This is a genomic window from uncultured Allofournierella sp. (genome assembly GCA_944382705.1).
Classification (GTDB): Bacteria; Bacillota; Clostridia; order Oscillospirales; family Ruminococcaceae; genus Allofournierella.
On sequence record CALWNE010000043.1, the window covers coordinates 30,113 to 56,591 of the forward strand.

23 protein-coding genes and 1 pseudogene are annotated in these 26,479 nt (G+C 57.9%); 21 read left to right on the top strand and 3 right to left on the bottom strand.

The genetic code is table 11. From position 1 onward, the window contains the following. Positions 1 to 323: 323 nt before the first annotated feature. Positions 324 to 1,709 (top strand): asparagine--tRNA ligase, encoded by a 1,386-nt coding sequence (gene asnS, locus ACH2EM_RS06240; protein ID WP_395151272.1) that lies wholly within the window; start codon positions 324 to 326, stop codon positions 1,707 to 1,709. 146 nt (positions 1,710 to 1,855) lie between these two features. On the opposite strand, the gene ACH2EM_RS06245 is transcribed toward asnS, so the two are convergent. Continuing rightward, positions 1,856 to 2,650 carry a hypothetical protein gene (locus ACH2EM_RS06245; RefSeq protein WP_395151273.1) on the bottom strand — a complete coding sequence of 265 codons (795 nt, stop codon included), beginning with the start codon at positions 2,648 to 2,650 and terminating at the stop codon, positions 1,856 to 1,858. Positions 2,651 to 3,143: 493 nt separating this feature from the next. Here ACH2EM_RS06245 and ACH2EM_RS06250 point away from each other — a divergent pair, with 493 nt between their 5' ends. The 15 genes from ACH2EM_RS06250 (at position 3,144) to ACH2EM_RS06320 (ending at position 19,137) form a co-directional block, all read left to right on the top strand. Further along, positions 3,144 to 4,154, top strand: coding sequence for a LacI family DNA-binding transcriptional regulator (locus tag ACH2EM_RS06250; RefSeq protein WP_395151274.1), 1,011 nt, complete (start codon positions 3,144 to 3,146; stop codon positions 4,152 to 4,154). A gap of 92 nt (positions 4,155 to 4,246) precedes the next feature. Beyond that, the gene (locus ACH2EM_RS06255; protein WP_395151275.1) at positions 4,247 to 5,599 is read left to right on the top strand and encodes an ABC transporter substrate-binding protein; all 1,353 of its coding nucleotides are present in this window, start codon (positions 4,247 to 4,249) and stop codon (positions 5,597 to 5,599) included. A 128-nt stretch (positions 5,600 to 5,727) separates the two neighbouring features. After that, a complete protein-coding gene (locus ACH2EM_RS06260; protein WP_395151276.1) occupies positions 5,728 to 6,570 on the top strand; it encodes a carbohydrate ABC transporter permease in 843 nt (280 codons plus the stop codon). Further along, positions 6,570 to 7,406: a carbohydrate ABC transporter permease gene (locus ACH2EM_RS06265; RefSeq protein ID WP_395151277.1), complete on the top strand. Its 837-nt coding sequence runs from the start codon at positions 6,570 to 6,572 to the stop codon at positions 7,404 to 7,406. Before ACH2EM_RS06260 ends, ACH2EM_RS06265 begins: the two co-directional genes overlap by 1 nt. 31 nt (positions 7,407 to 7,437) lie before the next feature. Further along, complete coding sequence (gene malQ / locus ACH2EM_RS06270) at positions 7,438 to 8,922, top strand: 4-alpha-glucanotransferase (RefSeq protein WP_395151278.1); 1,485 nt, start codon at positions 7,438 to 7,440, stop codon at positions 8,920 to 8,922. A 292-nt stretch (positions 8,923 to 9,214) separates the two neighbouring features. Continuing rightward, the gene (locus ACH2EM_RS06275; RefSeq protein ID WP_395151279.1) at positions 9,215 to 9,937 is read left to right on the top strand and encodes a lysophospholipid acyltransferase family protein; all 723 of its coding nucleotides are present in this window, start codon (positions 9,215 to 9,217) and stop codon (positions 9,935 to 9,937) included. Between the two features lie 20 nt (positions 9,938 to 9,957). Further along, the gene (locus ACH2EM_RS06280; RefSeq protein ID WP_395151280.1) at positions 9,958 to 10,698 is read left to right on the top strand and encodes a hypothetical protein; all 741 of its coding nucleotides are present in this window, start codon (positions 9,958 to 9,960) and stop codon (positions 10,696 to 10,698) included. 201 nt (positions 10,699 to 10,899) lie between these two features. Then, positions 10,900 to 11,970, top strand: a complete 1,071-nt coding sequence (locus ACH2EM_RS06285; protein ID WP_395151281.1) for a bifunctional chorismate mutase/prephenate dehydratase — start codon at positions 10,900 to 10,902, stop codon at positions 11,968 to 11,970. A gap of 29 nt (positions 11,971 to 11,999) precedes the next feature. After that, the gene (gene aroB, locus ACH2EM_RS06290) at positions 12,000 to 13,031 is read left to right on the top strand and encodes a 3-dehydroquinate synthase (protein WP_395151282.1); all 1,032 of its coding nucleotides are present in this window, start codon (positions 12,000 to 12,002) and stop codon (positions 13,029 to 13,031) included. Beyond that, positions 13,028 to 14,167 carry a chorismate synthase gene (gene aroC / locus ACH2EM_RS06295; RefSeq protein ID WP_395151283.1) on the top strand — a complete coding sequence of 380 codons (1,140 nt, stop codon included), beginning with the start codon at positions 13,028 to 13,030 and terminating at the stop codon, positions 14,165 to 14,167. The genes aroB and aroC overlap by 4 nt, the downstream gene beginning before the upstream one ends. Beyond that, the gene (locus tag ACH2EM_RS06300) at positions 14,152 to 15,414 is read left to right on the top strand and encodes a shikimate kinase (RefSeq protein WP_395151284.1); all 1,263 of its coding nucleotides are present in this window, start codon (positions 14,152 to 14,154) and stop codon (positions 15,412 to 15,414) included. The genes aroC and ACH2EM_RS06300 overlap by 16 nt, the downstream gene beginning before the upstream one ends. Next, positions 15,386 to 15,826 (top strand): type II 3-dehydroquinate dehydratase, encoded by a 441-nt coding sequence (gene aroQ / locus ACH2EM_RS06305; RefSeq protein ID WP_395151285.1) that lies wholly within the window; start codon positions 15,386 to 15,388, stop codon positions 15,824 to 15,826. The genes ACH2EM_RS06300 and aroQ overlap by 29 nt, the downstream gene beginning before the upstream one ends. 180 nt (positions 15,827 to 16,006) lie before the next feature. Then, on the top strand, positions 16,007 to 17,281 hold the full coding sequence (gene aroA, locus ACH2EM_RS06310; RefSeq protein WP_395151286.1) for a 3-phosphoshikimate 1-carboxyvinyltransferase: 1,275 nt from the start codon (positions 16,007 to 16,009) through the stop codon (positions 17,279 to 17,281). Continuing rightward, positions 17,278 to 18,144 (top strand): prephenate dehydrogenase, encoded by an 867-nt coding sequence (locus ACH2EM_RS06315; protein WP_395151287.1) that lies wholly within the window; start codon positions 17,278 to 17,280, stop codon positions 18,142 to 18,144. The genes aroA and ACH2EM_RS06315 overlap by 4 nt, the downstream gene beginning before the upstream one ends. A gap of 3 nt (positions 18,145 to 18,147) precedes the next feature. Then, entirely contained in the window at positions 18,148 to 19,137 is a 990-nt protein-coding gene (locus ACH2EM_RS06320) for a helix-turn-helix transcriptional regulator (protein WP_395151288.1), read from the top strand. Between the two features lie 383 nt (positions 19,138 to 19,520). Here the strand turns inward: ACH2EM_RS06320 and epsC are convergent, their stop codons facing one another. Together epsC and ACH2EM_RS06330 are read right to left on the bottom strand one after the other, a co-directional pair. Then, the gene (gene epsC, locus ACH2EM_RS06325; RefSeq protein WP_395151289.1) at positions 19,521 to 20,432 is read right to left on the bottom strand and encodes a serine O-acetyltransferase EpsC; all 912 of its coding nucleotides are present in this window, start codon (positions 20,430 to 20,432) and stop codon (positions 19,521 to 19,523) included. Between the two features lie 172 nt (positions 20,433 to 20,604). Next, entirely contained in the window at positions 20,605 to 21,927 is a 1,323-nt protein-coding gene (locus tag ACH2EM_RS06330) for a S1C family serine protease (RefSeq protein WP_395151290.1), read from the bottom strand. A gap of 225 nt (positions 21,928 to 22,152) precedes the next feature. On the opposite strand from ACH2EM_RS06330, the gene ACH2EM_RS06335 reads away from it, so the two are divergent. The 5 genes and pseudogenes from ACH2EM_RS06335 to ACH2EM_RS06355 form a co-directional block, all read left to right on the top strand. Beyond that, positions 22,153 to 23,016: a GNAT family N-acetyltransferase gene (locus tag ACH2EM_RS06335; protein ID WP_395151291.1), complete on the top strand. Its 864-nt coding sequence runs from the start codon at positions 22,153 to 22,155 to the stop codon at positions 23,014 to 23,016. Between the two features lie 146 nt (positions 23,017 to 23,162). Continuing rightward, on the top strand, positions 23,163 to 24,758 hold the full coding sequence (locus ACH2EM_RS06340) for a peptide chain release factor 3 (RefSeq protein WP_395151292.1): 1,596 nt from the start codon (positions 23,163 to 23,165) through the stop codon (positions 24,756 to 24,758). Positions 24,759 to 24,921: 163 nt separating this feature from the next. Further along, positions 24,922 to 25,140, top strand: a complete 219-nt coding sequence (locus tag ACH2EM_RS06345; protein WP_395151293.1) for a hypothetical protein — start codon at positions 24,922 to 24,924, stop codon at positions 25,138 to 25,140. Between the two features lie 112 nt (positions 25,141 to 25,252). Continuing rightward, the gene (locus ACH2EM_RS06350) at positions 25,253 to 26,281 is read left to right on the top strand and encodes a sugar kinase (protein WP_395151296.1); all 1,029 of its coding nucleotides are present in this window, start codon (positions 25,253 to 25,255) and stop codon (positions 26,279 to 26,281) included. Positions 26,282 to 26,352: 71 nt separating this feature from the next. Further along, positions 26,353 to 26,479, top strand: a pseudogene (locus ACH2EM_RS06355) (keto-hydroxyglutarate-aldolase/keto-deoxy-phosphogluconate aldolase); the annotation flags it as partial.

A 26,479-nucleotide genomic window follows, 5' to 3' on the forward strand; every position in this document is an offset into this window, starting at 1 on the left:
AATGGCTGTGAAAAAGAAAAGTACGCAGGAGCCTTTGGCGCAGCGAGTGCGGGAGGGTGAAAGCCGCACGCAAAGACCTGCCGAACGAACCCTTTGGAGCTGCAGCCCCAACACCGGCCCCCTGCATGGGTGGGCCAATGGTCAGTAGGGTGTGCCGTGGGCGGCGCGTTAAGCCGCAGCATTTTAAGCGCAGAGCGCAGTGAATGTGTAAAAGTGGCCGCCCACGGGCGGCAAGTTAGGTGGCACCACGGGTCCGGCAGCGGCTCGTCCTAAACAGGACGGGATTGCTGCCGGATTTTTTGCTATAAAGGAGAGAACCAATCATGAAACAGACCCCCATCCGGGAGCTGCTCACCACTTCGGTGGCAGAAGGTACCCAGGTAACCGTGTGCGGCTGGGCCAAAACCGTGCGCGACTCCAAAAACATTGGCTTTATTGAGCTGAGCGACGGCACCTGCTTTAAAAACCTGCAGGTGGTGTTCGAGGCCGCCAAGCTGGAAAACTACAAAGAGGTAGCCAAAGCCGGCGTGGGCACCAGCATGGAAATCACCGGCCGGGTGGTACTCACCCCCGGTGCCAAGCAGCCCTTGGAAATCAACGCCGACAGCGTGGAGCTGCTGAACATCTGCCCCAGCGACTACCCCCTGCAAAAAAAGCGCCACACGGTGGAGTTTTTGCGCACCATGCCCCATCTGCGCCCCCGTACCAACACCTTTGCCGCTGCCTTCCGGGTACGCAGTGTTGCTGCCTATGCCATTCATAAGTTCTTCCAGGAAAACGGCTTTGTCTATGTACACAGCCCCCTGATTACCGGCTCCGACTGTGAGGGTGCCGGTGAGATGTTCCGGGTCACCACCCTGGATTTGGACCAGCTGCCCCGCACCGAGGACGGCAAGGTGGACTTCAGCCAGGATTTCTTTGGCCGCAGCACCAACCTGACCGTATCCGGCCAGCTGGAGGGCGAGGCAATGGCCCTGGCCTTTGGCAAAATCTACACCTTCGGCCCCACCTTCCGTGCCGAAAACTCCAACACTCCCCGCCATGCCGCAGAGTTCTGGATGATTGAGCCGGAACTGGCTTTTGCAGACCTGAACGACTACATGGACAACGCGGAGGAGATGGTGAAGTATGTCATCCGCTATGTGCTGGAGCAGTGCCCGGACGAGATGGCCTTCTTTAACCAGTTCTTCGACAAGGGCCTGCTGGAGCGGCTGCACGCTCTGGTGGATGCCGACTTTGCACGGGTAAGCTACACCGACGCTGTGGAGATGCTCAAGCCCCACAACGACAGCTTCCAATATAAAGTGGAATGGGGCACCGACCTGCAAACCGAGCACGAGCGGTTCCTCACCGAGCAGATTTTCAAAAAGCCGGTGTTCGTTACCGATTACCCCAAGGAAATCAAGAGCTTTTATATGCGCCAGAACGAGGACGGCAAAACCGTTGCCGCTGCCGATATGCTGGTGCCCGGCGTGGGCGAGCTGATTGGCGGCAGCCAGCGTGAGGAGCGGTACGATGTAATCGTGGCACGCATGGAGGAGCTGGGTATGGAAACCGCCGACTACCAGTGGTACCTGGACCTGCGCCGTTTTGGCAGTGCCAAGCACGCCGGTTACGGCCTGGGCTTTGAGCGGCTGATCATGTACTTGACCGGAATTCCCAACATCCGGGATGTCCTGCCCTTCCCCCGCACCGCCGGCGGCTTCTGATTCGGCAGCCCGGCAGACCATACAACCCAATCAACACAAAAAGAACCGGGGAGCCAACTGGCTCCCCGGTTCTTTTTGTTTGCATCAGGGCCGGAGCCTTTGGCGGCACTTGCACTGCAAGCAGCCCAAAGCTGCGGAACAACAGGTCAATCGGCCTGTTCCTGGCGCTGCTCTGCCTGTGCCTCCAGAATGCGCCGTTCCAGATCAAAGGTTTTGTCCAGCATACCAAACACCACCATCTCCACCGGTACCAGAAGGATGGCAAATCCCACCACCGGCATCCACAAAAGAGAAAGGGGCAGGAGCATAAAGGTAACGCCCCAGTAAGCTGCCTGAGCAATGGAAGCCAGCAGCATTTTGGGGCCGGTGGAAAGCCCCAGAATAATGCTGTTGCGCAGCAGTTCCATCACAGGCAGTTCCATTAAAACCAGCTGGCTGAACACAAAGGGAAACATCGTGCAGCTAAGAATCATGCTTATGCACAGCATCATCACCAGCACCAGAGCGTTTTCTACCGGGCTGGCCAGCAGCATCCAGGCGGTGTACAGCTGGCTGGCTACAACCAGGCCCCAAACTGCACCGGGCAGCAGGCTGGATTTCCAGTTGCGTGCAAAGGCTTTTTTGTAAGTAAACCACCAGTAGCCCGGCTCATCCCGCAGGGCTCTCAGAATGGTGTCGTGCAGGGCGGCGTAGCCGAGACCAAACAGAGCGCCGCCCAAAGCACCCGCTGCAATCATCACCAGCAGAGAATGGCCCAACAGGCCAAGCAGCAAGCCAGCTGCCAGCGGAATGCCCCCCAAAACGCACAGAGCATTGGCGCGGATAAAATCCCAGCCGTCCCGGCTCCAAAGTTCCCATACCCGTGCAATGCCGGTTTTTCGCGCTTCGTCCTTGCGTACCCCAGGGCCGGGCTTGTTGTAATCTGGATGAAAAAGTCCCATGAGCTGAATCCTTTCTGTCCGCCCCTTCCGAACCCAGCCGGATGGGGGTGTTTTTGTATGCACAGGTGCACAAACAACCACAAGGCTAGGGTGGGGCAAAGGCCGCCTGCCCGGCTTTCTGCAAGCAGATAGCCGGTTCAGCCGGGGCTGTGTGCAGCATACACTAATGGTATTGTAGTTTTTTGCGAACGGGATTTCAATGAACAAAATCATCAAAATTTTTGGTGCAAAATCTAACAGCAGCATGGGCACCCTCGGCACAGGCAGAACTGGTCAGGTTGCGGACAGTTGTTTTGCAGCAGAAGGCACAAACATCCTGCAAAAACACAGGAAACGGGTAATCTTCCACAAAAGCAGGGCAGTGATTAGGGATAAATGGATGAAAAATATTTTTAATATTGCAAACTTTTATGCAAAAAGCTATAATACAGGTACACGCTGGAATCGTTTCCGGGAGCGTTACCGAGACTTGGCAGAAGGAAGGCACAGGGCCATGACCATCAAAGATATTGCAGAAAAAAGCGGCTATGCAGTGAGCACGGTATCCCGTGCGCTGAACCACCACCCGGATGTAAGCAAGCAAGCCAAAGAGGAAATCTGGCGGGTGGTAGAGCAAACCGGTTTTGTGCCCAATGCCAACGCCCGCAAGCTCAAACAGACCGAAACAAAAAGCATCCTGTTTTTGGTCAAGAGCACCGGCAATATGTTTTTTGATGCCATGCTGGTGGAGCTGCAAAGCCTTGCCAGCGCAGCAGGTTACGAAGGCGTGACCCAGTACCTGGAAGAAGATGACGACGAGGTGCTGCTGGCTGTGCAGCTGTGCAAGGCGCTGCGCCCCAAGGGAATTGTGTTTTTGGGCGGCAATTCGGAACATTTCGCCCAAAATTTTGGCCGGGTTACGGTACCATGTGTACTGGCCACTATGGTGGATGCATCCCTGCGGTTTGAGCAGCTTTCCATGGTGGGGGTCAACGACTGCAAGGCGGCCTGCAAAGCAGTGGAACATCTGCTGGATGCAGGGCACCGCAACCTGGTGATTTTAGGCGGCGACCCAAAGGTCAGCTACCCCAGCAGCCAGCGGCTGAGGGGCTGCAAAATGGCCTTTGCCAACCGGGGCATCCAATGGAAGGATGAAGCCTGCCTTACAACGAGTTTTAGTTTTGCCGGAGCCTACAATACCCTGCACCAGTGGTTGCAGCAAGGCCACCGTCCGGACGCTATTTTTGCCATGAGCGATACCACTGCCATTGGGGCAATGCGTGCGCTGGCAGACCACGGCCTGCGGGTGCCGCAGGATGTTTCGGTGGTAGGGTTTGACGGACTGGAGCTTTCCCAGTTCTGCACCCCACGGCTGTGCACCATGTGCCAGCCCGCCCAGCGCATTGCCCAGGAAAGCATCCGCCTGGTGCTGGACTGCATCCAGAACCAGGCACCAGCCCAGTCGGTGGTGCTGGAAGCAACCCTGCTGGAAGGCGAGTCGGTGGCCATGCGTGCCCCCTGCTGAAGCAGGCAAATTGCCCCTTGTTGCCCGTGAAGGAGGTCCTTCACATTTGAATAGGATACAAACCACATGAAACAAAAGGAGATGTCGTTATTATGAAAAAAGCACTTGCAATCGTGCTTGCAGCAGCCATGGCCTTTGGAATGGCAGCTTGCGGCGGAAACACCACCAGTACCAACACCAGCACCGGTACCAGCACCAGCACTGCCGGTACCTCCACCGCTGGGGAAGGCAAGGTTTACTACCTGAACTTCAAGCCCGAACAGGCCGACGATTGGGTAGAGCTGGCTGCCGAGTACACCAAGCAGACCGGCGTGCCGGTGGATGTGGTAACTGCTGCTTCCAATACCTACGAATCCACCCTGAAGGCAGAGATGGCCAAGAGCAATGCTCCCACCCTGTTCCAGGTAAACGGCCCGGTGGGCCTGGCCTCCTGGAAGGACTACTGCTACAACCTGGCGGACAGCGAGCTGTACAGCCACCTGAGCAGCGATTCCTTTGCACTGAAGGAAGGGGATAATGTATATGGCATTGCCTATGTAATCGAAACCTACGGCCTGATTTACAACAAAGCCCTGCTGAACGAGTACATGGCTAAGGACTACGCCGTCATCAAGAGCGTGGATGAGCTGAACAACTTCGAAACCCTGAAGGCTGTGGCAGAGGACATTACCGCCCATAAGGATGACCTGGGCTTTGCTGCTTTCACCAGCGCAGGCATGGACTCCTCCTCCGACTGGCGTTTCAAGACCCATCTGGCCAACCTGCCTGTGTACTATGAGTACAAGGCCGACGGCATTACCTCCACCGCTGCCATTAAGGGCACCTACCTGGAGAACTACAAGAACATCTGGGATTTGTACATCAACAACGCCACCTGCCAGCCCACCATGCTGGGCTCCAAAACCGGCGACGAGGCAGCCTCTGAGTTTGCAATGGGTGAGGCTGTGTTCTACCAGAACGGCACCTGGGCTTACAACGACATTAAGGACTACGAAGTGGCCGACGAGGATATGGGCATGATGCCCATCTATATTGGTGCAGAAGGCGAGGAAAACCAGGGCCTGTGCACCGGTTCCGAAAACTACTGGTGTGTAAACTCCAAGGCAAGCGCCGAGGACATTCAGGCCACTCTGGACTTTGTAAACTGGTGCGTTACCAGCGATACCGGCCGAGAGGCCCTGAAGGAGATGGGCTTTGTTTGCCCCTTCGATACCTATACCCAGGAGTACCTGCCTGAGAACCCCCTGGTTCTGGCCGCCAACGAAGATGTGGCTGCCGGCCACGACACCGTAGACTGGTGCTTCACCACCATGCCCTCTGAGGAATGGAAAAATGGCGTGGGCGCTGCCCTGCTGGAGTATGCCCAGGGCACCCAGGACTGGAGCGCTGTGCAGACCGCCTTTGTGGATGGCTGGGCTACCGAGTACCAGGCTGCAAACGGCTGATGAATCGGCACCCATTGGGTGCAATATCATTGCAAGAGGTACAAAACCGGGCGGGCACAAGGCTGCCCGCCCGGTTTTAATGTCCCCCGTGTTTTGCGGTACGGATTTTTAAGGAGGGATCATTCTTCATGGAACGCACGCTCAAAAAATATTTCCCGATTTTTGCGCTGCCCACCCTGCTGGCATTCTGCATTGGGTTTGTTGCCCCCTTTTTGCAGGGCTTGTATCTTTCGCTGTGTGAGTTTACTACCATTTCCGATGCGAAATTTGTCGGTTTAAAAAACTACGCCCGTGTTTTTACGGATGCCACCTTCCTGCACTCCCTGTGGTTTACCGCTGCCTTTACCGTGGTAACGGTAATTCTCATCAATGTGCTGGCCTTTGCCGTGGCGCTCATGCTCACAAAAAACATCAAGGGCACAAACCTGTTCCGGGGTGTGTTTTTTATGCCCAACCTCATTGGCGGCATTGTGCTGGGCTACACCTGGCAGCTGATTTTCAACGGTGCCCTGGCTCTGATTGACCGCAGCCTTACCTTCAGTGCCACCTATGGCTTTTGGGGCCTGGTAATCCTGATGTGCTGGCAGCAGGTAGGCTACATGATGATTATCTACATTGCGGGCCTGCAAAGCATTCCCGGCGATTTGTACGAGGCCGCCAGCATCGACGGCACCACACGCTGGCAGTGCCTGTGGCGCATTACCATCCCCATGTGTATGCCCTCCATCACCATCTGCACCTTCCTTACCCTTACCAACGGCTTTAAACTTTACGACCAAAACCTGGCACTTACCAACGGCCAGCCCTCCGATATGACCGAAATGCTGGCGCTCAACATCTCCAACACCTTCTACGGCCGTGTGGGCTGGGAAGGTGTGGGCCAGGCAAAGGCCGTCATCTTTACCATTCTGGTGGCTCTGCTTGCCATTGCCCAAAACCGTCTGACCCAATCCAAGGAGGTGCAGCAGTAATGAACACAAAAGTAAAGCACGGCTGGCTCTACACCCTGCTGTTCAGCCTGTTGAGCCTGGTTTATATTGCACCCATCCTGATTGTGGTAATGAACAGCTTTAAGAAAAAAGCCTACATAAACCGCTCTCCCTTTGAGCTGCCCACCCAGCAGTCCTTTGTGGGCCTGGAAAACTATGTGGAGGGCCTGCGCAAAACCGACTTTATCAGCGCTTTTGGGTACAGCCTGTTTATTACCATCGCAAGCGTGGCGGTTATTCTGCTGTGCACCTCCATGTGTGCCTGGTACATCAGCCGGGTACACGCCTGGTACACCAAGGCCATTTACACCCTGTGTCTGGTATCCATGGTGGTTCCCTTCCAAATGGTCATGTTCCCCCTGTCCAAAATTACCGATGTAATGCACCTGAGCAACCCGGTGGGCATTGTGCTGGTTTACCTGGGCTTTGGTGCCGGGCTGGCCGTGTTCATGTTTACCGGCTTTATGCGAGGTGTGCCCATTGAGGTGGAAGAAGCTGCTATGATTGACGGCTGCACCCCGGTGCAGACCTTCTTCCGGGTGGTGCTGCATATGCTCAAGCCCACTCTGGTGAGCGTTGGCATTCTGGAAACCATGTGGGTTTGGAACGACTACCTGCTGCCCAGCCTGGTGCTGGATCTGCGCAAGTACAAAACCATTCCCATTGCGGTACAGTACCTGAAGGGCGGTTATGGCTCGGTGGACTGGGGCGCCATGATGGCAATGCTGGTGCTGGCCATTGTGCCCATTATTCTGTTTTATCTGAGCTGCCAAAAGCACATCATCAAGGGTGTGGCAGCTGGTGCTGTAAAGGGCTGATGCTGTCGGCCCTCAGAAAGGAGCGAGCGCTTTGAAGCGTGCAAGCGGTATCCTGATGCCTATTTCCAGCCTGCCCGGCCCCTGGGGCATTGGTACGCTGGGCCAGCAGGCCTACGAATTTGTGGATTTTTTAAGCCGGGCCGGCCAGACCTACTGGCAGATTCTGCCCATTGGCCCCACCGGCTATGGGGATAGCCCCTACCAAAGTTTTTCTGCCTTTGCGGCAAACCCCTATTTCATCGACCCAGCCCAGCTGGTGGAGCAGGGTCTGCTCACGGTGCAGGAGACTCAGCGTCCCTGGGGCGATGACCCTCAGCGGGTAGATTATGGGGCGCTTTATCAGCACCGCCATGCAATGCTGGAACAGGCTGTCCAGCGCATTTCTCCCCAAAATCAGGAGCTGGCCGCCTATGTGCAGGCAAACGCCCACTGGCTGGAGGACTACGCCCTTTTTATGGCTCTTAAAGAGGAAAACGGCCAGCAAAGCTGGCAAACCTGGCCCCAGCCTGTGCGGATGCGCCAGCCCCAAGCACTGGAGCAGGCCCGCCAGCGGCTGGCTCACCGGGTGCACTACTGGCAATGTGTGCAGTATCTGTTTGCCTGCCAGTGGCAAAAGCTCCATGCTTATGCCGCCACACAGGGAATTTCCATCATTGGAGATATTCCCATTTATGTATCGCCGGATTCCTCCGACCTGTGGGCCCATCCCGAACTGTTCCAGACCGACGGCGAAGGCAATCTGACCCATGTGGCAGGCTGCCCGCCAGATGCCTTTGCGGCAGACGGGCAGCTGTGGGGCAATCCCCTTTATAAGTGGGAATACCACAAAGCCACCGGCTATGCCTGGTGGGTACAGCGGCTGCGCAGTGCCCTGGCGGTGTACGATGTGGTGCGCATCGACCACTTTAGGGGATTTGAAAGCTACTATTCCATCCCCGCCGGCCAAACCACGGCCCAGAACGGCAGCTGGCAGCCCGGCCCCGGTATGGATTTGATGGGGGTGCTGCACAAGGAACTGCCGCAAGCGCGCATTATTGCGGAGGATTTGGGCTACCTCACACCCCAGGTAATCCAGCTGCTGCAAGACAGCGGCTATCCAGGCATGAAGGTGCTGCAATTTGCCTTTGACCAGCGGGAAGCAGGGGACTACCTGCCCCACAACTACCAGGCCCATTCGGTGGTGTATACCGGCACCCACGACAACACCACCACCGCCGCCTGGGAGCAGGAGGCAAGCCCGGAGGATGTTCGGCAAGCACGGGAGTACACCCACTGCTGGCCCCAGGAGCCTTTGGTGGATGCCTTCATCCGCACCGCCTTTGCCAGCGTAAGCAACACAGCCATTGTGCCCATGCAGGACTGGCTGGGCCTGGGCAGCCAGGCCCGTATGAATGTGCCCAGCCGTGCCCAGGGCAACTGGCAGTGGCGTATGCTGCCCGGCAAGGCGGATGAAGCCCTGGCCCAGCGCATTGGGCAGCTGACCCGGCTGTATGGCCGCAGCCCGGCAGGGCATTAACGCAGCCCACCACAAAATCAGGGCAAGGGTAATCCCTGCGCTGGCTCACAAATACCCGCAATGCAGGCGCAGCCGTTTTTGGCTGCGCCTTTTGTGCGCTCTCGCCCCAAACGCCCGGCGAAGATGCCAGGGGCCTTGGGGCCAAAGCAACAGGAAGCTTTTTTGCATTGCAAGGGCTGTACGGTTTTTCTTTTGCACAGGATATGGTACAATAAAAAGCACAGGACCCTGCGGCGGGCTTGCCGCTATTACAGGGCAGCCCTGCTGCCTGGCATAACAAAGGAGAATGACCATGCGCACCATTGTTTGGTTTATCTATTTTTGGAGCTATCTGCTGTTTAAGTGGCCTTTGCTGCACAAGGGCCTGAAAGCCCTGGAACAGGGCGACTGGGCCACGGGGGATGCCCTGGCAGCTCGCTGGGTGCCGGACTGGGCAGGCAAGCTTTTGCGCCTTGCAGGGGTTACCGTTACGGTGGAAGGCCAGGAGAACATTCCCCAGGGGCGGCCCTGCGTCTTTGTGGCAAACCACCGCAGCTACTACGACATTCCCCTCATGCTCACCCAGCTGGATGCCCCCCATGCCCTGGTGGCAAAAAAAGAGGTGGGCAAAATCCCTCTGGTGCGGGGCTGGATGCGGCTGCTGCACTGTGTATTTCTGGACCGGGAGGACTCCCGCAAGGCCATGGAGGCCCTGAACGAGGCCATCGGCCATGTGAACAAGGGCTACTCGGTGGTGATTTTCCCGGAGGGCACCCGCAACAAGGGGCCGGAAGGTAGTTTGCTGGAGTTTAAGGGAGGTGCCTTCCGCATTGCAACCAAAACCAAGGCACCTTTGGTGCCGGTGGCCATTACCGGCAGCCGGGATATTATGGAGAACAACGGCGGCTGGATGAAGCCTGCCCATGTGACCATCCGGATTTTGCCCCCCATCGAAACCGCAGAGCTGGACCGCCAGCAGCTTAAAGAGCTGCCGGAGCAGACGGCCCAGCTCATTGGCAGCAAGCTGGGCCACTGAGCCAAAAGGAGGTTTTTGCCATGTTTCAGCGCCGCAAGCCCCCCGCAGAGCAGCCCCAGGACCGTACCCTTGCCCAAAAAGCCGCCAACTGGTGGCACTATCACTGGCAGTATCTGCTGGCAGGGGCAGCAGTGGTGACGGTGGCAGGCTTTATGATTAAGGATGTAGTGAGCCGCCCCGTGCCGGACTATACCCTTGCCGTGGTGGGCAAAAGCTACCTGCAGGAGGAACTGCGAACCCAGCTGACCCAGCAGCTGGAGGCGATGGGCACCGATGTAAATGGGGATGGAAAGGTTTTGGTGGATGTGGCGTTTTATCAAATTGACCTGGCCCAGCAGATGGAACAGGGCCAAGACCAGCAGCCCACGGCTGCGCCTTCCTCCAATTCTCAGAATGCAGAATTTGATCCAATGCAAAGCCAGCTGGAGATGGCCTCCCAGATGGCAGCCACCGTGGGCCTGACAGCGGATATGCAGGAGGGCATCAGCACCCTGTTTTTGCTGGAGGACCCCCAGTCCTTTGCCGAAACCTGCGGCTCCCTGGCAGGGGAAGGACAAACCCGCCAACAGGCCTGGAGCGACTGCCCGGCTCTGGCAGCGATGGATTTTTCCCAGTACGATGCCCAGGCGGGGCAGAGCCTGTCCGGCCAGCAGGTCATGAGCCGGTATACCCTGGCCTGCCGGGAGGATTTCAAGCAGCTCACACCCCAGCATCAGGCAGGCATTGCCCTGTTTGACCAGCTTACCGGCCAGGCCGGATAATGGCCTGGCTGCCCTTAAAACCATTGGCGGCACACCGCCCCGGCAAGGGCCGAAGGGCCCGGTGGGGCGGTGTGTTTTTTTGCACGCCGACAGCGCAAAATTAGGGGGAGCGGGTTGTCCCCTTTTGCAAGGTGTGGTATACTTTACTTTAATACATTAGAGCAAAACGAAAGAAAGCGGCACGAAAGGAGCGGCGTTGCCATGAAGGAACTGCACAATATATTGGCCCAAATCAGCCAGCTGAACCAGCAGTCCGCCCAGCTGTTTGCCCAGCGAATGCAGCTGGTGGAACAGATGGCTTTGTACAAACAGGCCCATGGGCTGGAAGTGTGGGAAGAACTTTCCCCCAACCAGGCCCTTGCCCAGAGCACGGCCTTACTGCCCCAGCAGGAGCTGCGCCCCTATTTTGCACGCTGGCTGGCCCTTCAGCGGCAGCTGGATTGCCAGTACGAAGAACGGGTGCGGGGCCGCAGTACAGTGGCTTACCAGGGGGTGGAGGGCGCCTTTTCTCACATTGCCCTCACACGCCTGTTTCCGGACGCTCAGCCCCTAAGCTGCCCAACCTTTGAGGAGGTATTCCAGGCGGTGGAGCAGGGCAGGGCGGCCTATGGGGTACTGCCCTTTGAAAACAGCTTTGCCGGGGATGTGGATGCGGTGCTGGATTTGTGCTTTGCACACCCGGAGGTATCGGTTTGCCGCCGGTATGATTTGCAGGTACAGCAAAATCTTCTGGCCCTGCCCGGTGCCCGCCTTTCGGACATTCGGCGGGTTATGAGCCATCCTCAGGCCCTTGCCCAAAGCCGCCCCTTCCTGAACAGCTTGGGGCTGGAAACGGTGGAGTGTGCCAACACCGCCCTTGCTGCCCGGCAGGTGGGCCAGAGCGGTGATGTTACCCTGGCCGCCATTGCCAGTGCCGAAACAGCGGCACTCTACGGGCTTTCGGTGCTGGCCCGGGGCATTAACACCGACTCCACCAACACCACCCGGTTTATTGTCATCAGCAAGCAGCGGCCCAGCCAGGGCAACCGGTTCAGCCTGCTGTTCACGGCCCGGCACCAGGCGGGCAGCCTGGCCCAGGCGTTGCAGACCATTGGCGAGGCTGGCTTTAATATGGAGTGCATCAAAAGTCGGCCCCGCCCGGGGCAGCCCTTTGCCTATTATTTTTATGTGGAGCTGGAGGGTCAGGCCCAGCAGCCCCAAACCGGGGAACTGCTGGCCCGGCTGCGGGAGATTTGCAGCACCATACGGTTGTTGGGGGTATACACAATATGAAGGATTTGCAGGTAAGGAGCAACAAAGATATGAAACTCACCATGCGGCTTGGGCCGCGCAGCTATGATATCATTCTCAAGCGTGGGGCGTTGGGCCACCTGAACCAGCTGGCCAATCTGGACCGGAAGGTGCTGATTGTAACCGATAGCGGCGTACCGGCCCAGTACGCGCAAACCGTACAGGCCCAGTGCGGTCAGGGCATTGTGCACACCGTGCCCCAGGGCGAGGCCAGCAAATGCTTGGCGGTATACCAGCAACTGCTGGAAGTAATGCTGCAAAATGGCTTTACCCGCAGCGATTTGGTCATTGCCGTAGGCGGCGGCGTTGTGGGAGATTTGGCTGGCTTTGTGGCCGCTACTTATATGCGAGGGGTGGATTTTATCAACTGCCCCACCACCACCCTGTCCCAGATTGATTCCTCCATTGGCGGCAAGGTAGCGGTGGATTTGGGCGCAGCCAAAAACATTGTGGGGGCCTTCTGGCAGCCCCGGTTGGTGCTCATTGACCCGGATACCCTGCAAACACTGCCCCGGCGGCACTTTGTAAACGGCCTGGCCGAAAGCATCAAGATGAGCCTTACCAGCGACGCAGGCCTGTTTGAGCTGTTTGAACAGCAAAATCCGGAAGAAATCATCGAAACCATCATTCACCGCAGCCTGCTGATTAAAAAGCAGGTGGTGGAAAAGGACGAAACCGAACAGGGCCTGCGGGCCATTCTGAACCTGGGCCACACCCTGGGCCACGGCATCGAGGCGGTAAAGGGCATCCATGGCCGCCGCAAGCAGGGCCTCTACCACGGCGAATGCGTGGCCCTGGGTATGCTGCCCATGATTGAGGACGCCAAGCTGGCCAAGCGGGTGCGGGCAGTTTACCGCAAGCTGGGCCTGCCTGCCCGCAGTGCCTGCAACAAAGAAAAAGTCTGGGGCTACATCCTGCACGATAAAAAGATGGGCCAAAACCACATTACCGTGGTTAAGGTACCTGCCCTGGGCTGCTGGCGGCTGGACCGACTGGAGCTTTGCCAGCTGCAAGCCCTTTTGTTTGGAAAGGAGCAGCCATGAAAAATACCTTTGGAACCGCTGTAAGCCTGACGATTTTTGGCGAGAGCCACGGCCCCGCCATTGGGGCAGTGCTGGATGGCATTGCTGCCGGTGTGCCGGCGGACGAGGGCTTTATACAGGCCCAGATGGAAAAACGCAGAGCACGGGGAGACGGCCTTTCCACCAGCCGGGTGGAGGCAGACCAGGTGGAGTTTTTAAGCGGGGTGTGGCAGGGCCGCACCACCGGCACTCCCATCACCTTGCTCATCCGCAACAACAACACCCGCTCCCAGGACTACGGGGCACAGCAGGGCCGCTGCCGTCCCGGCCATGCGGATTACACCGCCCATGTAAAGTACCAGGGCTTTGAGGACTACCGGGGCGGCGGGCATTTTTCCGGTCGGATTACCGCAGCGGTCTGTGCTGCCGGTGCCCTGTGCCAAAGCATTCTGGAGCAGAAGGGCATCCGTCTGGCCACCCATGCAGCCCAGCTGGCCGGTGTGCCGGATGAGGCCTTTGCCCAGCAGCCGGACCAGCTGGCAGACCAGCTGGAGCGGCTGAGCCGGTGCCAGGGCCTGCCGGTGCTCAACCCACAGGCGGCACCCCTGATGGAAACGGCCATCCGGCAAGCGGCCCAAGAGGGGGACAGCGTGGGCGGCATTCTGGAAACCGCTGTACTAGGTATGCCAGCCGGTGTGGGCGAGCCATTTTTTGATAGCGTGGAAAGTCAGCTGGCCCACCTGCTGTTCAGCATTCCCGGCATTAAAGGGGTGGAGTTTGGGGCAGGGTTTGCCATGGCCCAGATGCGGGGCAGCCAGGCCAACGACCCCTTTGCAGCGGATCAGGGCCAGGTATACACCACCAGCAACAACAACGGGGGCATCAATGGAGGCATTACCAACGGTATGCCCCTGGTGCTGCGCACCGCAATCAAGCCCACGCCCAGCATTTACAAACCACAACAAACCATCCAGCTTGGCACACTGGAGCCGGCTACGCTGGCCATCCAGGGCCGCCACGACCCCTGCATTGCCCACCGGGCCGCAGTGGTGCAGACGGCGGTTACCGCCTTTGGTCTGCTGGATTTACTGACCCAGCGTTACGGTACGCTGTGGCATTGCGCAAAGGAGAAGGAACAACCATGGAATACGGATTGATTGGCGAGCGGCTGGGCCATAGCTACTCTAAAGAAGTGCACGAGGCCCTCAGCGACTACGACTACCAGCTCAAGCCCCTGCCCACCGAGGCAGAGGCACGGGCTTTTATGGAAGAAAAAAACTTTAAGGCCATTAATGTGACCATCCCCTATAAGGAACTGGTGATTCCTTACTGTGAAATTCTGGAGCCAAAGGCGGCAGCCATCCACACAGTAAACACCATTGTGAACCGCAATGGTGTGCTCCATGGCTACAACACCGATTACGACGGCTTTTTGTATCTGGCAAAAAAAAGCGGGGTGGACTTTAAGGGCCGCACGGTTCTGATTCTGGGCACCGGCGGCACCAGCCGCACCGTGCACGCAGTGGCCATGGACGAGGGCGCAGCCCAGGTGCTGTTTGCCAGCCGCACCGGCCGCAACGGCGCCATGACCTACGACCAGGTGGACGGTGACAGCCGGGTGAACATCATTGTGAACACCAGCCCGGCAGGTATGTACCCAAATGTGGGGGAATGCCTGGTACAGCCAAAAAACTTCCCCAATCTGGAAGCGGTGCTGGATGTAGTGTACAACCCCTTTAAAACCGAACTGGTGCTCCGTGGCGAGGAAGCAGGCGTTATTTCCCGGGGTGGCCTTCAAATGCTGGTGTCCCAGGCGGTGTACACTGCCCGGCACTTTACCCGGTACAACTTTTCCGAAATCCATATCGACCCCATCTGCCACCAGATTTTTGCCATGCGGGCTAACATCTGCCTGATTGGTATGCCCAGCAGCGGAAAAACCACTATTGGCCGCCAACTGGCCAAGATGCTGAACCGCACCTTTGTGGATCTGGATGCAGAAATCGAAAAGGAGGCAGGCTGTACCATTCCGGAGATTTTCGCCACCCAAGGCGAGGAAGCATTCCGGGAGCTGGAGCAGAAGATTTGCGCCCGCTTTGGCAAGGAAAATACCCAGGTTATCAGCTGTGGTGGGGGCATCGTCAAGCGTGCCCAAAACATCCGCAGTCTGCGCCAAAACGGCCTGGTGGTATTCATTGACCGCCCGGTGGAGCTGCTGCACACCGGCGGCCACCGGCCCCTGTCCGGCAGCATGGAGCAGCTGAAGGTCATGGAGCAGGAACGCCGCCCCCTGTACGAGGCCGCTGCTGACCTGCACATTCACAACGATACGGATGTATTTGACAACGCTACCCAGGCAGCCAAGGAGGCCATTTATGAAGTTTTTGGTTATAAACGGGCCTAACCTGAATCTTTTGGGCCTGCGGGAACCGGCTCTCTATGGGCGTATGGACTACCAGGCGCTGGTGGATTTGGTAAGCCAGGCAGCTGCCCGGCAGGGGGTGGAGGTGGAATTTTACCAGTCCAACCACGAGGGGGATTTGGTGGACGCCATCCAGCAGGCCCGCATCAGCTGCGACGGCATTATCATCAACCCGGCGGCCTATACCCATACCAGCATTGCCATTCTGGATGCCCTCAAAGCGGTGGGCCTGCCTGCGGCAGAGGTGCATATCACCGATGTAACCCAGCGGGAGGAATTCCGCCGCATCAGCTATGCTGGCATGGCCTGTGCCGGCCATTTCATTGGCCGGGGCCTTCAGGGCTATGTGGATGCTCTGGAGTTTTTGCTGGATTACTGCAAGGCAGCCCAGTAAGCAGAATAGCGGCCAAGGGGGACAGCCCCTGCTGAAAGGCATTTTGCCGCACAGTTTACAGATTGAAGGCGGCTCCGGGGCCAAAAAACCCAGGAGCCGCACCCAAAACAATGCCGCCTTCGTGCTTGAAACCCAGGCGGCATTTTTACTCACCACTCACAACAGGAAAGGAGCCCCCTCATGATTGCCCATATCAAACCCACCCAGCAGCTTACAGGCCGGGTACAGGCCCCGCCTTCCAAAAGCATGGCCCACCGGGCGGTGCTGTGCGCCGCCCTGGCCAAAGGAACCTCCCGGCTGCATCATCTGGAATTCAGCCAGGACATCCAGGCAACCCTGGGTGCGGCAGCCCAGATGGGGGCCAAGGTGGAGCCCCAGCCCCAGGGTGCTGTCATTACCGGCCAGGGTACCGTTGGCCGGGTTTGCGGTCCGGTGGATTGCTGCGAAAGCGGCAGCACCCTGCGTTTTTTGGTGCCGCTGCTCAGCCTGGGCGGCGGCTCGGTGGAATTTACCGGCCGGGGACGGCTGTTTCAGCGCCCCATGGAGGTGTACCGCACCATCTTTGAAAGCCAGGGCCTGCGCTTTGAGCAGACGGACCATAGCCTGACCGTGGAGGGCGCCCTTAAACCGGGGGACTACACCCTGCGGGGGGATGTGTCCAGCCAGTTTATCACCGGCCTGATGTATACGCTGGCCCTGCTGAAAGAGGACAGCACCATTACCATCCAGCCGCCCTTTGAAAGCCGCAGCTATGTGGAGCTTACCCGCAGCGCAATGGCACGGTTTGGGGTGCAAACCAGCTGGCTGGATGACCAGCGCACCCAGCTGCGGATTCCCGGCGGCCAGCCGTTTGTGCCCCAGGATTACCAGGTGGAGGGCGATTACAGCCAGGCGGCCTTTTTTGCGGTGCTGGCAGCGGTGAAGGGAGGCATCTCCCTTGCCGGCCTTGCGCCGGACTCCCTTCAGGGCGACAAGGCCATTCTGCCCATTCTGCGGAATTGCGGTGCCTGCTGGCAATGGCAGGAGGGGGAACTGGTGTTCCAGCCTGCGCCGCTCACCGCCACCACCATTGATTTGGCAGACTGCCCGGACCTTGGCCCCATCCTGATGGTGCTGGCGGTGTTTTGCCAGGGTACCACCCGCATCATCAATGCCCAGCGGCTGCGCATGAAGGAGAGCGACCGCATTGCTGCCATGGAGCAGGAGCTGAGCAAGCTGGGGGCAGTCATTCACAGCACTCATGATACTGTTACCATCCAGGGCGGCTTGCTCCATGCACCCAGCCAGCCCCTGCAAAGCCACAATGACCACCGGGTGGTGATGGCCCTTTCGGTGGCGGCACTCTGCGCAGGAATCCCTGTGGAAATTGAGGGTGCCCAGGCGGTGGAAAAAAGCTGGCCCACCTTCTTTGATGTGCTGGGAGCCACCGGCGCCCAGCTGGAGGTGAAGCCGTGAATCACACCACGCCGATTTTGATTGTGGGGCTGGGTCTTTTGGGGGGCAGCTACGCAAGAGGGCTGCGCAAGGCAGGCTTTACCCAGGTGGAAGCCATTGATACCGACCCACAGGCGGTAGAGTTTGCCCTGGAACAGGGCTACATCACCGCAGGCACCACCCATCAGGTGGAAGCCTTTGCGGGCCGTGCCCAGCGGGTGATTTTTGCCCTGTACCCCACCGCACTGGAGCAGTGGGTCTCCCAATATGGCGGCTGCTTGCCCGAAGGCTGCATCTGCACCGATGTGTCCGGCGTTAAAACCGGGCTGGTGGACCGGGTGCAGGAGCTGTTGGGCCAGCGGGTGGAGTTTATTGCCAGCCACCCCATGGCCGGCCGGGAGGTACGGGGCATTCAGAATGCCCATCTGGTGGATTTTTCTCCCGCAAACTTTCTGATTACACCCACCAACCGCAACACCCAGCAGGGGATTGACTTTGCCCGGCAGCTGGCTCAGGTGCTGGGGTTTGCCCACATTCGGCAGCTGAGCTGCCAGGAGCACGATAAGATGATTGGCTATGTAAGCCAGCTGACCCATGCCATTGCGGTGAGTTTGATGTGTGCGCCGGGAGCGGAGGAATTCGCCAGCTATACCGGCGATTCCTTCCGGGATCTTACCCGGATTGCCGCCATCAACGAAACCATGTGGGCGGAGCTGTTTTTGTGGAACCGGGAAAACCTGATGGAGGAGATGCAGGCTTTTTGCGCCCGGATGGACCAGATGCGCCAGTACCTGGAACAGCAGGACCGCCCGGCACTGGAAGCCATGTTCCGCCAGTCCACCCAGGCACGCAGAGCCTTTGACCAAAAAGAAAAGGAGCGATGAGCCATGTCCCGGCTGGAAGGCCAAAAGGCAAAAGTGCTGCACCTGCTGCGCATTCTGGAGCAGTACACCGACGAAGAGCACCGGATGAATGTACCGCAAATTCTGGAAAAATTAGCCCAGCAGGGCATCAAAGCAGAACGAAAAAGCGTCTACGATGACATTGAAAGCCTGAAAAAAATGGGATATGACATCCACCAGAGCAGGGGGCGGTGCGGCGGCTACTTTTTGGGGGAGCGTGCACTTCAGTTATCCGAACTCAAGCTGCTGGTGGATTCGGTGCAGGCGTCCCGGTTCATCACCCGCAAAAAGAGCGACCAGCTCATTGCCACCCTCACCGGGCTGTTTGCCAGCCAGTGGCAGGCCCAGGACCTGAAGCGGCAGGTGTACAGCTCCGGCCAGGTTAAAAGCATGAACGAAAGCATCTACTATACCGTAGATGCCCTCCACCGGGCCATTGCCCAAAACCGGCAGGTGGGCTTCAAGTACCAGCACTGGACGCTGGATAAAAAGAAAACCAGCCGAGGCAATGGCAGCGAGTATCGGGTAAGCCCCTGGGCCCTGCTGTGGGAGGACGAAAACTACTACCTGGTGGCTTACCAGCCGGAAAAGGGGCTGCGCCACTACCGGGTGGATAAGATGGCCTCCATCCATCTGCTGGAACAGGAGCGTCAAGGGGAGGAAATCATCAACGAGGAAACCCTGCGCAGTTATGCCCGGCCTCTGTTTCATATGTTTGGCGGCCCGGCCCAAAAGGTGACACTGCGGTGCCAAAACGCCATGATTGACCCCATTCTGGACCGGTTTGGCACCCAGGTGCTGGTGATGCCCCAGCCGGATGGCTGGTTTACCGTACAGGTAGAGGTTACCCCCAGCCGTGCTTTTTATGGCTGGGTGTTTGGATTTGCCGGGCAGGTGCAGATTCACTCGCCCGCCAGTGTGCGCAATGAATTTGCCCAGCAGCTGGCCCAGGTACAGGCGGGCCTTACCCCCTGAAGCAAGCCGGCATGGACGGTTTACAGAGACTTAGGAGATATTAACACGGCGCCAGGCATTCTAAAAAACTGCACGACAGCTGGCCCAGGTACAGGCGGCCCTGGCTCCCTGACGCAAGACTGCATAGACGGTTTACAAAGGGCTGGGGAGCACATCAACACGGTTCCAGGTGTTCTAAAATCTGCCCGGCAGCTAGCCCTCTGGTGCAACCCTGCTCAGAAGGGTTGCGGAGGGCTGGGGAGTGCTAAAACACGGTGCCAGGTGTGCCGAAAATTGCCCCGCAAGCCACTGCCCAAAGGTCCTATGAAACAGGATTGTCATACAATAAAACACACCCCTTCCGCTTGCCGGAAGGGGTGTGTTTTGTCTGTGAGGGATAGCGGTTAGTCCTGCCGGTCGGTGGGGGACTTAATCATCTGTTCCGGGCGCTTGGCCAGCACCCGGCTGTTGGCCGGTACCGACTCGGTAATAAAGGTACCGCCGCCGATGGTGCAGTTTTCGCCAATGACCGTATCGCCGCCCAGCACCGATGCACCGGAGTAGATGGTTACATGGTCGCAGATGGTGGGATGCCGCTTTACACCGGTGAGCTGCTGGCCGCCGCGGGTGGACAGTGCTCCCAGGGTGACGCCCTGGTACAGCTTTACATGGTTGCCAATGTGGGCAGTCTCGCCAATTACTACGCCGGTGCCGTGGTCAATAAAGAAATACTCCCCAATGGTCGCGCCGGGGTTGATGTCAATGCCGGTGCTGCCATGGGCATACTCGGACATAATGCGGGGAATAAAGGGAACCTCCAGCTGGTACAGCTGGTGGGCCACCCGGTAGATGTAAATGGCATAAAATCCCGGGTAGCAAAAAATGATTTCCTCCTTGCTTTTGGCGGCAGGGTCGCCGTCAAAGCCTGCCTGTACATCCTTCAGCAGCAGCTGCTGCATGGTGGGCAGAAATTCAAAAAACCGGGCACAAATCTGGTCTGCCTGGGGCTCGGTGCGTTTTTGGCAGCCTTCACAGCCGCACTGGTACAGCAGGGCAATGGCAATCTGCTCCCGCAGGGCATCGTACAGCCGGTCCAGCCGGTAGCCTGCATAATGTTCGGAAAAATCGCCTACCCGGCTGGAAGGGCCGTAATAGCCGGGGAACAGTACCTCCTTCAGGTCCCGCAAAAAGTCCACAACAGCGGTTCGGCTGGGCAGAGCCATGCCCTGCTTGAGGGTAAGCAGCTCATGGCTGTGATAGTTTTCGGTCAGGCCCTGCACGGTGTGCAGCAGGGCCTGTTGCTTGCATTGATTCATAAACAAGAGTCCCTTTCTGAGATTCGATTAAAAACAAGTTGCATTGCTTCCATCATAGTACCAGAACCTGCCGCCGTCAACCCAAATGCAAAAAAGCAGGCAGGGCAGCCATGGCTGCCCTGCCTGCTTTGAGGGAGAAAGGAAACGAAGAACGGTTGTTAAAACCAAACCCTTAACCCTGGCCCCGCTCGGTGAGGGTTACATTTAGGGTAATCAGCTCGCCTTTGCGGTCCACCTGTACCTGCACGGTGTCGCCAGCGGCGTAGTCCTTCAGTGCATTCAGCACATCATCCGAAGTCTGGATGGTCTTGGTGCCCACGCTCACAATGCGGTCACCCCGCTGGATGCCTGCATTGGCAGCACCACCGCCAGCGGTTACATCCGCCACATAGGCACCCAAAGCAGAGACGCCGTACTGCAGGGCGGTTTGTGCGTCCGATACCGTTACCACCGAGATGCCCAGGGCCGGCCGACCGGTTACATAACCGTTTTCCATCAGGTCCTTGGCCACCTCCAAGGCGGTGTTAATGGGAATAGCAAAACCCAGACCCTCGGCGTATTCCGAGGTGTTCTTGGCGTTTACAATACCAATCAGCTCGCCGTTTGCATTAAACAGGCCGCCGCCGGAGTTGCCCGGGCTAATGGCAGCGCTGGTCTGCATCAGGCTCATGGTGTTGCCCTCCACCGTAATGGTGCGGTTCAGGGCGCTTACAATGCCGTCAGTGGAGGTGATGCCCAGGCTGCTGGGGTTGCCAACCGCAATGGCGGTTTCGCCCACCTGCACCTGATCCGAGTCGGCCATTACCGCAGGGGTCAGGCCGGTGGCGTCAATCTTCAGCACGGCAATGTCGCTCTGGCTGTCGGTGCCAATGAGCTGGGCGGTGTAGGTGGTGCCGTCGTTTACCTCCACGGTAATCTGCTGGGCACCTTCCACCACATGGTTGTTGGTAATGATATAGCCGTCAGCGGTCATAATCACGCCGCTGCCAGCGCCGCTCACAATCTGCTGGCCGCCCCAGAAGCTGGTGGTTACCATCTGCTCGGTGGTAATGGACACCACGCTGGGGGTAATGGCGCCAATTACGCCGGACAGATTGGAAACGGTGGTGGCTTCGCCGCTGCCGGAGGCAACGCTGTTGCCGGCTGCCTGGTAAATCACACGGGCGCTGCTGGTTTTATCGGCCATGTAAAAGCCTGCATAGCCGCCGCCAAAGCCAGCGCCGGCCACCAGTACCAGGGCAAGAGCGCCGGCTGCAATCCGCTTGCCGGTGCTGTGGCGGGGTTTGTTTACAGGGGGCTGTGCGCCGCCTGCGGGGGCATGATAGCCGGAAGCGGCGTTCCAGCCAGAGGTGGCGTTTGCCCCCATATTGGGTTCACCCTGGCCCTGCTGGGCGTTTTGGGCGTTCTGGGCAGGGATGGGGGTATAGGCAGCGGGAGCCGGATTGGGCTCACCGCCATTCATGCCGGTGTAATCGTATTCCCACTTGTTTTCCATAAAAATTCATCCTTTCAACAATCGGGTAAGCAGCCGGGGCCGGGGGTTGGGCCGCTCTTAAAAAGCTGCTGTATCATCTGTTCTGCTATCAGTGTACCCCCCCAGGGTGAAAAAGATTTTATGCAGGGGTGAAAAAAGTGTGAAAACCAGGTATAATAACCCGGGATATCCCAGTGGGATAACAAGTTTAAGTGTACCATAGTTTCATAGGGAGGACAAGGGCAGATGGAACTGCTGCAAACCGAACAGGGCTTTTTTCTGCGCAAGGAGAATACCGTCATTGGCCGCTGTGTGTGCCGCCGCCAGCCCCAGGGCTGGCATCTGGAACAGCTGGAGCTGGAACCGGCCTGGCAAGGCAAGGGGTACGGCAGTTTTTTTCTGCGCAAAATACTGGCAGCCACCGGCGGCTTTGAAGCTGCCAGCCTGCACACAGCCACGCCGCCCCAGACCGACGCAGGCCGTGCCCTGCTGAAAAAGTTCGGCTTTGCGGCTGGTGCCAATGAGTGGCAGCGCCGCCGCTGCCCGGAGTTCACCCCGGTGGAATTAACTCACACTTTTTTAAAGGCCCGGCTGGCAGAGGGGGGCTTTTTTATTGATGCCACCTGCGGCAACGGGGGCGATACCGAGCTGCTCTGCCGCCTGGCAGGGCCCAAGGGCCGGGTGCTGGCACTGGATGTGCAGCAGCAGGCGGTGGACAACACCAATGCCCGGCTGGCCCGCAAAGGCCTTGGGGCGATTGGCCAGGCGGTAAAAGCGGACCACAGCCAGCTGGCCCAGATGGTAGAGCCCGCCAGTGCAGACTGCGTGGTGTTTAACTTTGGCTACCTGCCGGGGGCGGATCACAGCCTGTTTACCACTCCGGATACCAGCCTGCCCGCTCTGGAGGGGGCCTTGCAGGTGCTGCGCCCCGGCGGAGTGCTGGCCGCCTGCCTGTACAGCGGCGGGCCCAATGGCTTTGAAGAAAAACAGGCGGTGCTCCAGTGGCTGCGCAGCCTGCCCATCCAGCAGTACACGGTGCTGGAATGCGGCTTTGCAAACTGGGCCCAAACCGCTCCGCTGCCCTGCTTTGTGCTGAAAAAGGGCAGCTGAAACGGGGCTTTGTGGCCAATGCCCCTTGCAAAATGCCTTTATAACCGATAATATATTAAAGTTAAGGCCTTTTATGCCCGGCTTTTTGGGCAGGGCTGCCCCGCAAGGTGGGGCCTTTTGATACGATTTAAGGAGGAAAAGCATCTATGGCCGATTTACGGCAAGAGATTCAGCGCCGGCGCACCTTTGCCATCATCAGCCACCCGGACGCTGGTAAAACCACCCTCACCGAAAAGCTGCTGCTGTACGGCGGCGCCATTCAGCAGGCAGGCAGCGTAAAGGGCAAGCAGAGTGCCCGCCATGCAGTGAGTGACTGGATGGAAATCGAAAAGCAGCGTGGTATTTCGGTAACTAGCTCGGTGCTGCAATTTGAATACGATGGCAAGTGTGTGAACATTCTGGACACCCCCGGCCACCAGGACTTTTCTGAGGATACCTACCGTACCCTGATGGCTGCCGACGCCGCCGTCATGGTCATCGACGCCGCCAAGGGCGTCGAGGCCCAGACCATTAAACTGTTTAAGGTATGTACCCTGCGGCATATCCCCATCTTTACCTTTGTGAACAAGATGGACCGTGAAGCACGGGACCCCTTTGACCTGATGGAGGAAATCGAGGAGATTCTGGGCATCCAGACCTATCCCATGAACTGGCCCATTGGCTGCGGCAAGGAGTTCAAGGGTGTGTTCGACCGGGACAGCCGCCACATTCTGGCCTTCCAGAGTGACGGCAAGGCCAACGGCGTGAAAATTCTGGATAAAATCGAGGCAGAACTGGGTGATCCCCAGCTGGACGAGCTGATTACCGCCCCCCTGCACGAAAAACTCACCGAGGACATTGAACTGCTGGACGGCGCCAGCTATGACTTCGATATGGAAGCGGTGCAGACCGGCCGGCTCAGCCCTGTATTTTTTGGCTCCGCCCTCACCAACTTTGGCGTGGAGCCCTTCCTGCGGGAGTTTTTGCGCCTGTCTCCCAGTCCGCTGCCCCGCCGCAGCGGCGAGGAACTGGTGGAGCCTGCACAGGAGAACTTCTCCGGCTTTATCTTTAAAATTCAGGCCAACATGAACAAGGCCCACCGGGACCGTATTGCCTTTATGCGCATCTGCTCGGGCAAGTTTGAGCGTGGCATGGAAGTAACCCATGTACAGGGCGGCAAAAAAATCAAGCTGGCCCAGTCCACCCAGCTGATGGCCCAGGACCGTGCCACGGTGGACGAAGCCTATGCAGGCGACATCATTGGTCTGTTTGATCCTGGCATTTTTTCCATTGGCGATACCCTGTGCACCGGCAAGAATAAAATACAGTACGCAGGCATCCCCACCTTTGCACCAGAGCATTTTGCCCGCATCACCCAGGTGGACACCATGAAGCGCAAACAGTTTGTAAAGGGCATGGAGCAGGTGGCCCAGGAGGGTGCCATCCAGATTTTCCGCGAGCTGAACGGCGGCATGGAGGAAGTGATTGTAGGCGTTGTGGGTGTGCTTCAGTTCGAGGTTCTGGAGTATCGTCTCAAGAACGAGTACAATGTGGACATCCGGATGCAGAAGCTGCCCTTTGAGCACATCCGCTGGATTGAAAACGAAGGTCTGGACCCCAAAACTCTGGACCTCACCAGCGATACCAAGCGTATTGAGGATTTGAAGGGCAACAAGCTGCTGCTGTTCACTAACCCCTGGTCCATCAACTGGGCCTTGCAGCACAACGAGGGCTTGCAGCTCAGCGAGTTTGGCACCAACTAAGCAAAGTAAATCCTGCGCAGCTTGCGCAGCAAAGGCACCGGCGGGAAGCTTCTGTTTCCGCCGGTGCCTTTTGCTGCCAGTCAGGTTTGCCAACAAAGGAGACAAAACCCATGCAAAACAGCGCCGTCCGTTTGCCTAAGGCATTCTGTGGCAGCTGAGCCCCTTGCACAACGATTTCCCCATCCGCTGCCTGCCTGAAATAGCAGCCATGGCCTTTGCCAAGGAGCTGACAGGGCTGAACTTCTGCCCCTACGCCCTGGATGCCCTGTTGCTGTATGGATACGGCCCAGCCGAGGCCTGCATGGTGCGGGATGAGATTATGGAGCATCAAGGGGAGCAGATACAATGTGAACAAACCCTGAAAAGTGGCAAAAAAGGCTGAAAAGCTGTGCAGGGTACGGTATAATAAGATAAGGGACAATATGTAAGCGGCAATGGGCGCAATGGTCCCCTAGCAAGCCCACACACTCACAAGGGAGGGAATTGGTATGCAGATGGAACAACAAAACAAACCCTTTGACCTGATTACCTTTGGCGAAATTATGCTTCGGCTTTCACCGCCCCGTCACGAGCGCATCACCGACAGTGATGTATTCCAAAAACAGGCCGGCGGTGCAGAGCTGAATGTGGCTGGCGGTGTGGCCCTGTTAGGCCTTCGCACCGGCATCATCTCCCGGTTGCCCCGCAACAAGTTGGGCACCTACATTAAAAACCGTATCCGTTACACCGGCGTATCCGACGACTTTTTAATTTACGACGACAGCCCGGATGCCCGCCTGGGTTTGTACTACTATGAGATGGGCGCTGCACCCCGCAAGCCCACCATTGTGTACGACCGTAAAAAGGCCAGCATTACCCGCATCAAGATGGATGAGATTCCCGGCAGCGTGTATACTGCGGCCCGGATGTTCCATGTGAGCGGCATCAGCCTGGCTTTGTGCGAAAATATGCGCAATGTGGCCATTGAGCTGATTCGCCGTTTTAAAGAGGCAGGGGTCATGATTTCCTTTGATGTAAACTACCGGGCCAACCTGTGGACCGAGGAAGAGGCCCGTGCCACCATTGAACAGATTCTGCCCATGGTGGATGTGCTCTTTGTCTCGGAGGAAACCAGCCGCCGTATGTTCCAAAAAACTGGGGAACTGAGGGACATCCTCAAAAGCTACACCCAGGAATATGGAGTCAAAATTGTAGCTGCCACCCAGCGCACCGTGCTAAGCCCCCGGCAGCACAACTTTACCAGCCTGCTGTACAGTGCCGAGACCGACCAGTTCTACACCGAACCGCCCTATCAGAACATCGATGTAATCGACCGGATTGGTTCCGGCGATGCCTATGTGGCCGGTGTGCTGTTTGGTCTGCTGAAATACAACGACCCCGGCGTAGCCATGCGGGTGGGCAATGCAAACTCCAGCGTAAAGAGCACTGTACCTGGAGACCTGCCTTCCTCGGACTTTGCGGAAATTGAGCGGGTAATTTACGAGCACCAGGCCAGTGGCCCGGTAAGCGAGATGGACCGTTGATGACTGTTGCCCCAGGCGGCTCTGGCGGCTGCCTTTTTCAAGAGAATCAAGCAAGAAAGGATGTAATCCCCATGAACGAAGTACTGCAAAAGATTTATGACATCGGCATTGTGCCGGTGATTGCCATTGAGGATGCGGACAAGGCCGTGCCTCTGGCCAAGGCTCTGGTGGCTGGCGGTCTGCCCGCTGCCGAGGTAA

Coding starts and splice junctions, on each gene's coding strand:
- asnS (WP_395151272.1), top strand. CDS start 324: ATGAAACAGACCCCCATCCGGGAGCTGCTCACCACTTCGGTGGCAGAA.
- ACH2EM_RS06245 (WP_395151273.1), bottom strand. CDS start 2,650: ATGGGACTTTTTCATCCAGATTACAACAAGCCCGGCCCTGGGGTACGC.
- ACH2EM_RS06250 (WP_395151274.1), top strand. CDS start 3,144: ATGACCATCAAAGATATTGCAGAAAAAAGCGGCTATGCAGTGAGCACG.
- ACH2EM_RS06255 (WP_395151275.1), top strand. CDS start 4,247: ATGAAAAAAGCACTTGCAATCGTGCTTGCAGCAGCCATGGCCTTTGGA.
- ACH2EM_RS06260 (WP_395151276.1), top strand. CDS start 5,728: ATGGAACGCACGCTCAAAAAATATTTCCCGATTTTTGCGCTGCCCACC.
- ACH2EM_RS06265 (WP_395151277.1), top strand. CDS start 6,570: ATGAACACAAAAGTAAAGCACGGCTGGCTCTACACCCTGCTGTTCAGC.
- ACH2EM_RS06275 (WP_395151279.1), top strand. CDS start 9,215: ATGCGCACCATTGTTTGGTTTATCTATTTTTGGAGCTATCTGCTGTTT.
- ACH2EM_RS06280 (WP_395151280.1), top strand. CDS start 9,958: ATGTTTCAGCGCCGCAAGCCCCCCGCAGAGCAGCCCCAGGACCGTACC.
- ACH2EM_RS06285 (WP_395151281.1), top strand. CDS start 10,900: ATGAAGGAACTGCACAATATATTGGCCCAAATCAGCCAGCTGAACCAG.
- aroB (WP_395151282.1), top strand. CDS start 12,000: ATGAAACTCACCATGCGGCTTGGGCCGCGCAGCTATGATATCATTCTC.
- aroC (WP_395151283.1), top strand. CDS start 13,028: ATGAAAAATACCTTTGGAACCGCTGTAAGCCTGACGATTTTTGGCGAG.
- ACH2EM_RS06300 (WP_395151284.1), top strand. CDS start 14,152: ATGGAATACGGATTGATTGGCGAGCGGCTGGGCCATAGCTACTCTAAA.
- aroQ (WP_395151285.1), top strand. CDS start 15,386: ATGAAGTTTTTGGTTATAAACGGGCCTAACCTGAATCTTTTGGGCCTG.
- aroA (WP_395151286.1), top strand. CDS start 16,007: ATGATTGCCCATATCAAACCCACCCAGCAGCTTACAGGCCGGGTACAG.
- ACH2EM_RS06320 (WP_395151288.1), top strand. CDS start 18,148: ATGTCCCGGCTGGAAGGCCAAAAGGCAAAAGTGCTGCACCTGCTGCGC.
- epsC (WP_395151289.1), bottom strand. CDS start 20,432: ATGAATCAATGCAAGCAACAGGCCCTGCTGCACACCGTGCAGGGCCTG.
- ACH2EM_RS06330 (WP_395151290.1), bottom strand. CDS start 21,927: ATGGAAAACAAGTGGGAATACGATTACACCGGCATGAATGGCGGTGAG.
- ACH2EM_RS06335 (WP_395151291.1), top strand. CDS start 22,153: ATGGAACTGCTGCAAACCGAACAGGGCTTTTTTCTGCGCAAGGAGAAT.
- ACH2EM_RS06340 (WP_395151292.1), top strand. CDS start 23,163: ATGGCCGATTTACGGCAAGAGATTCAGCGCCGGCGCACCTTTGCCATC.
- ACH2EM_RS06350 (WP_395151296.1), top strand. CDS start 25,253: ATGGAACAACAAAACAAACCCTTTGACCTGATTACCTTTGGCGAAATT.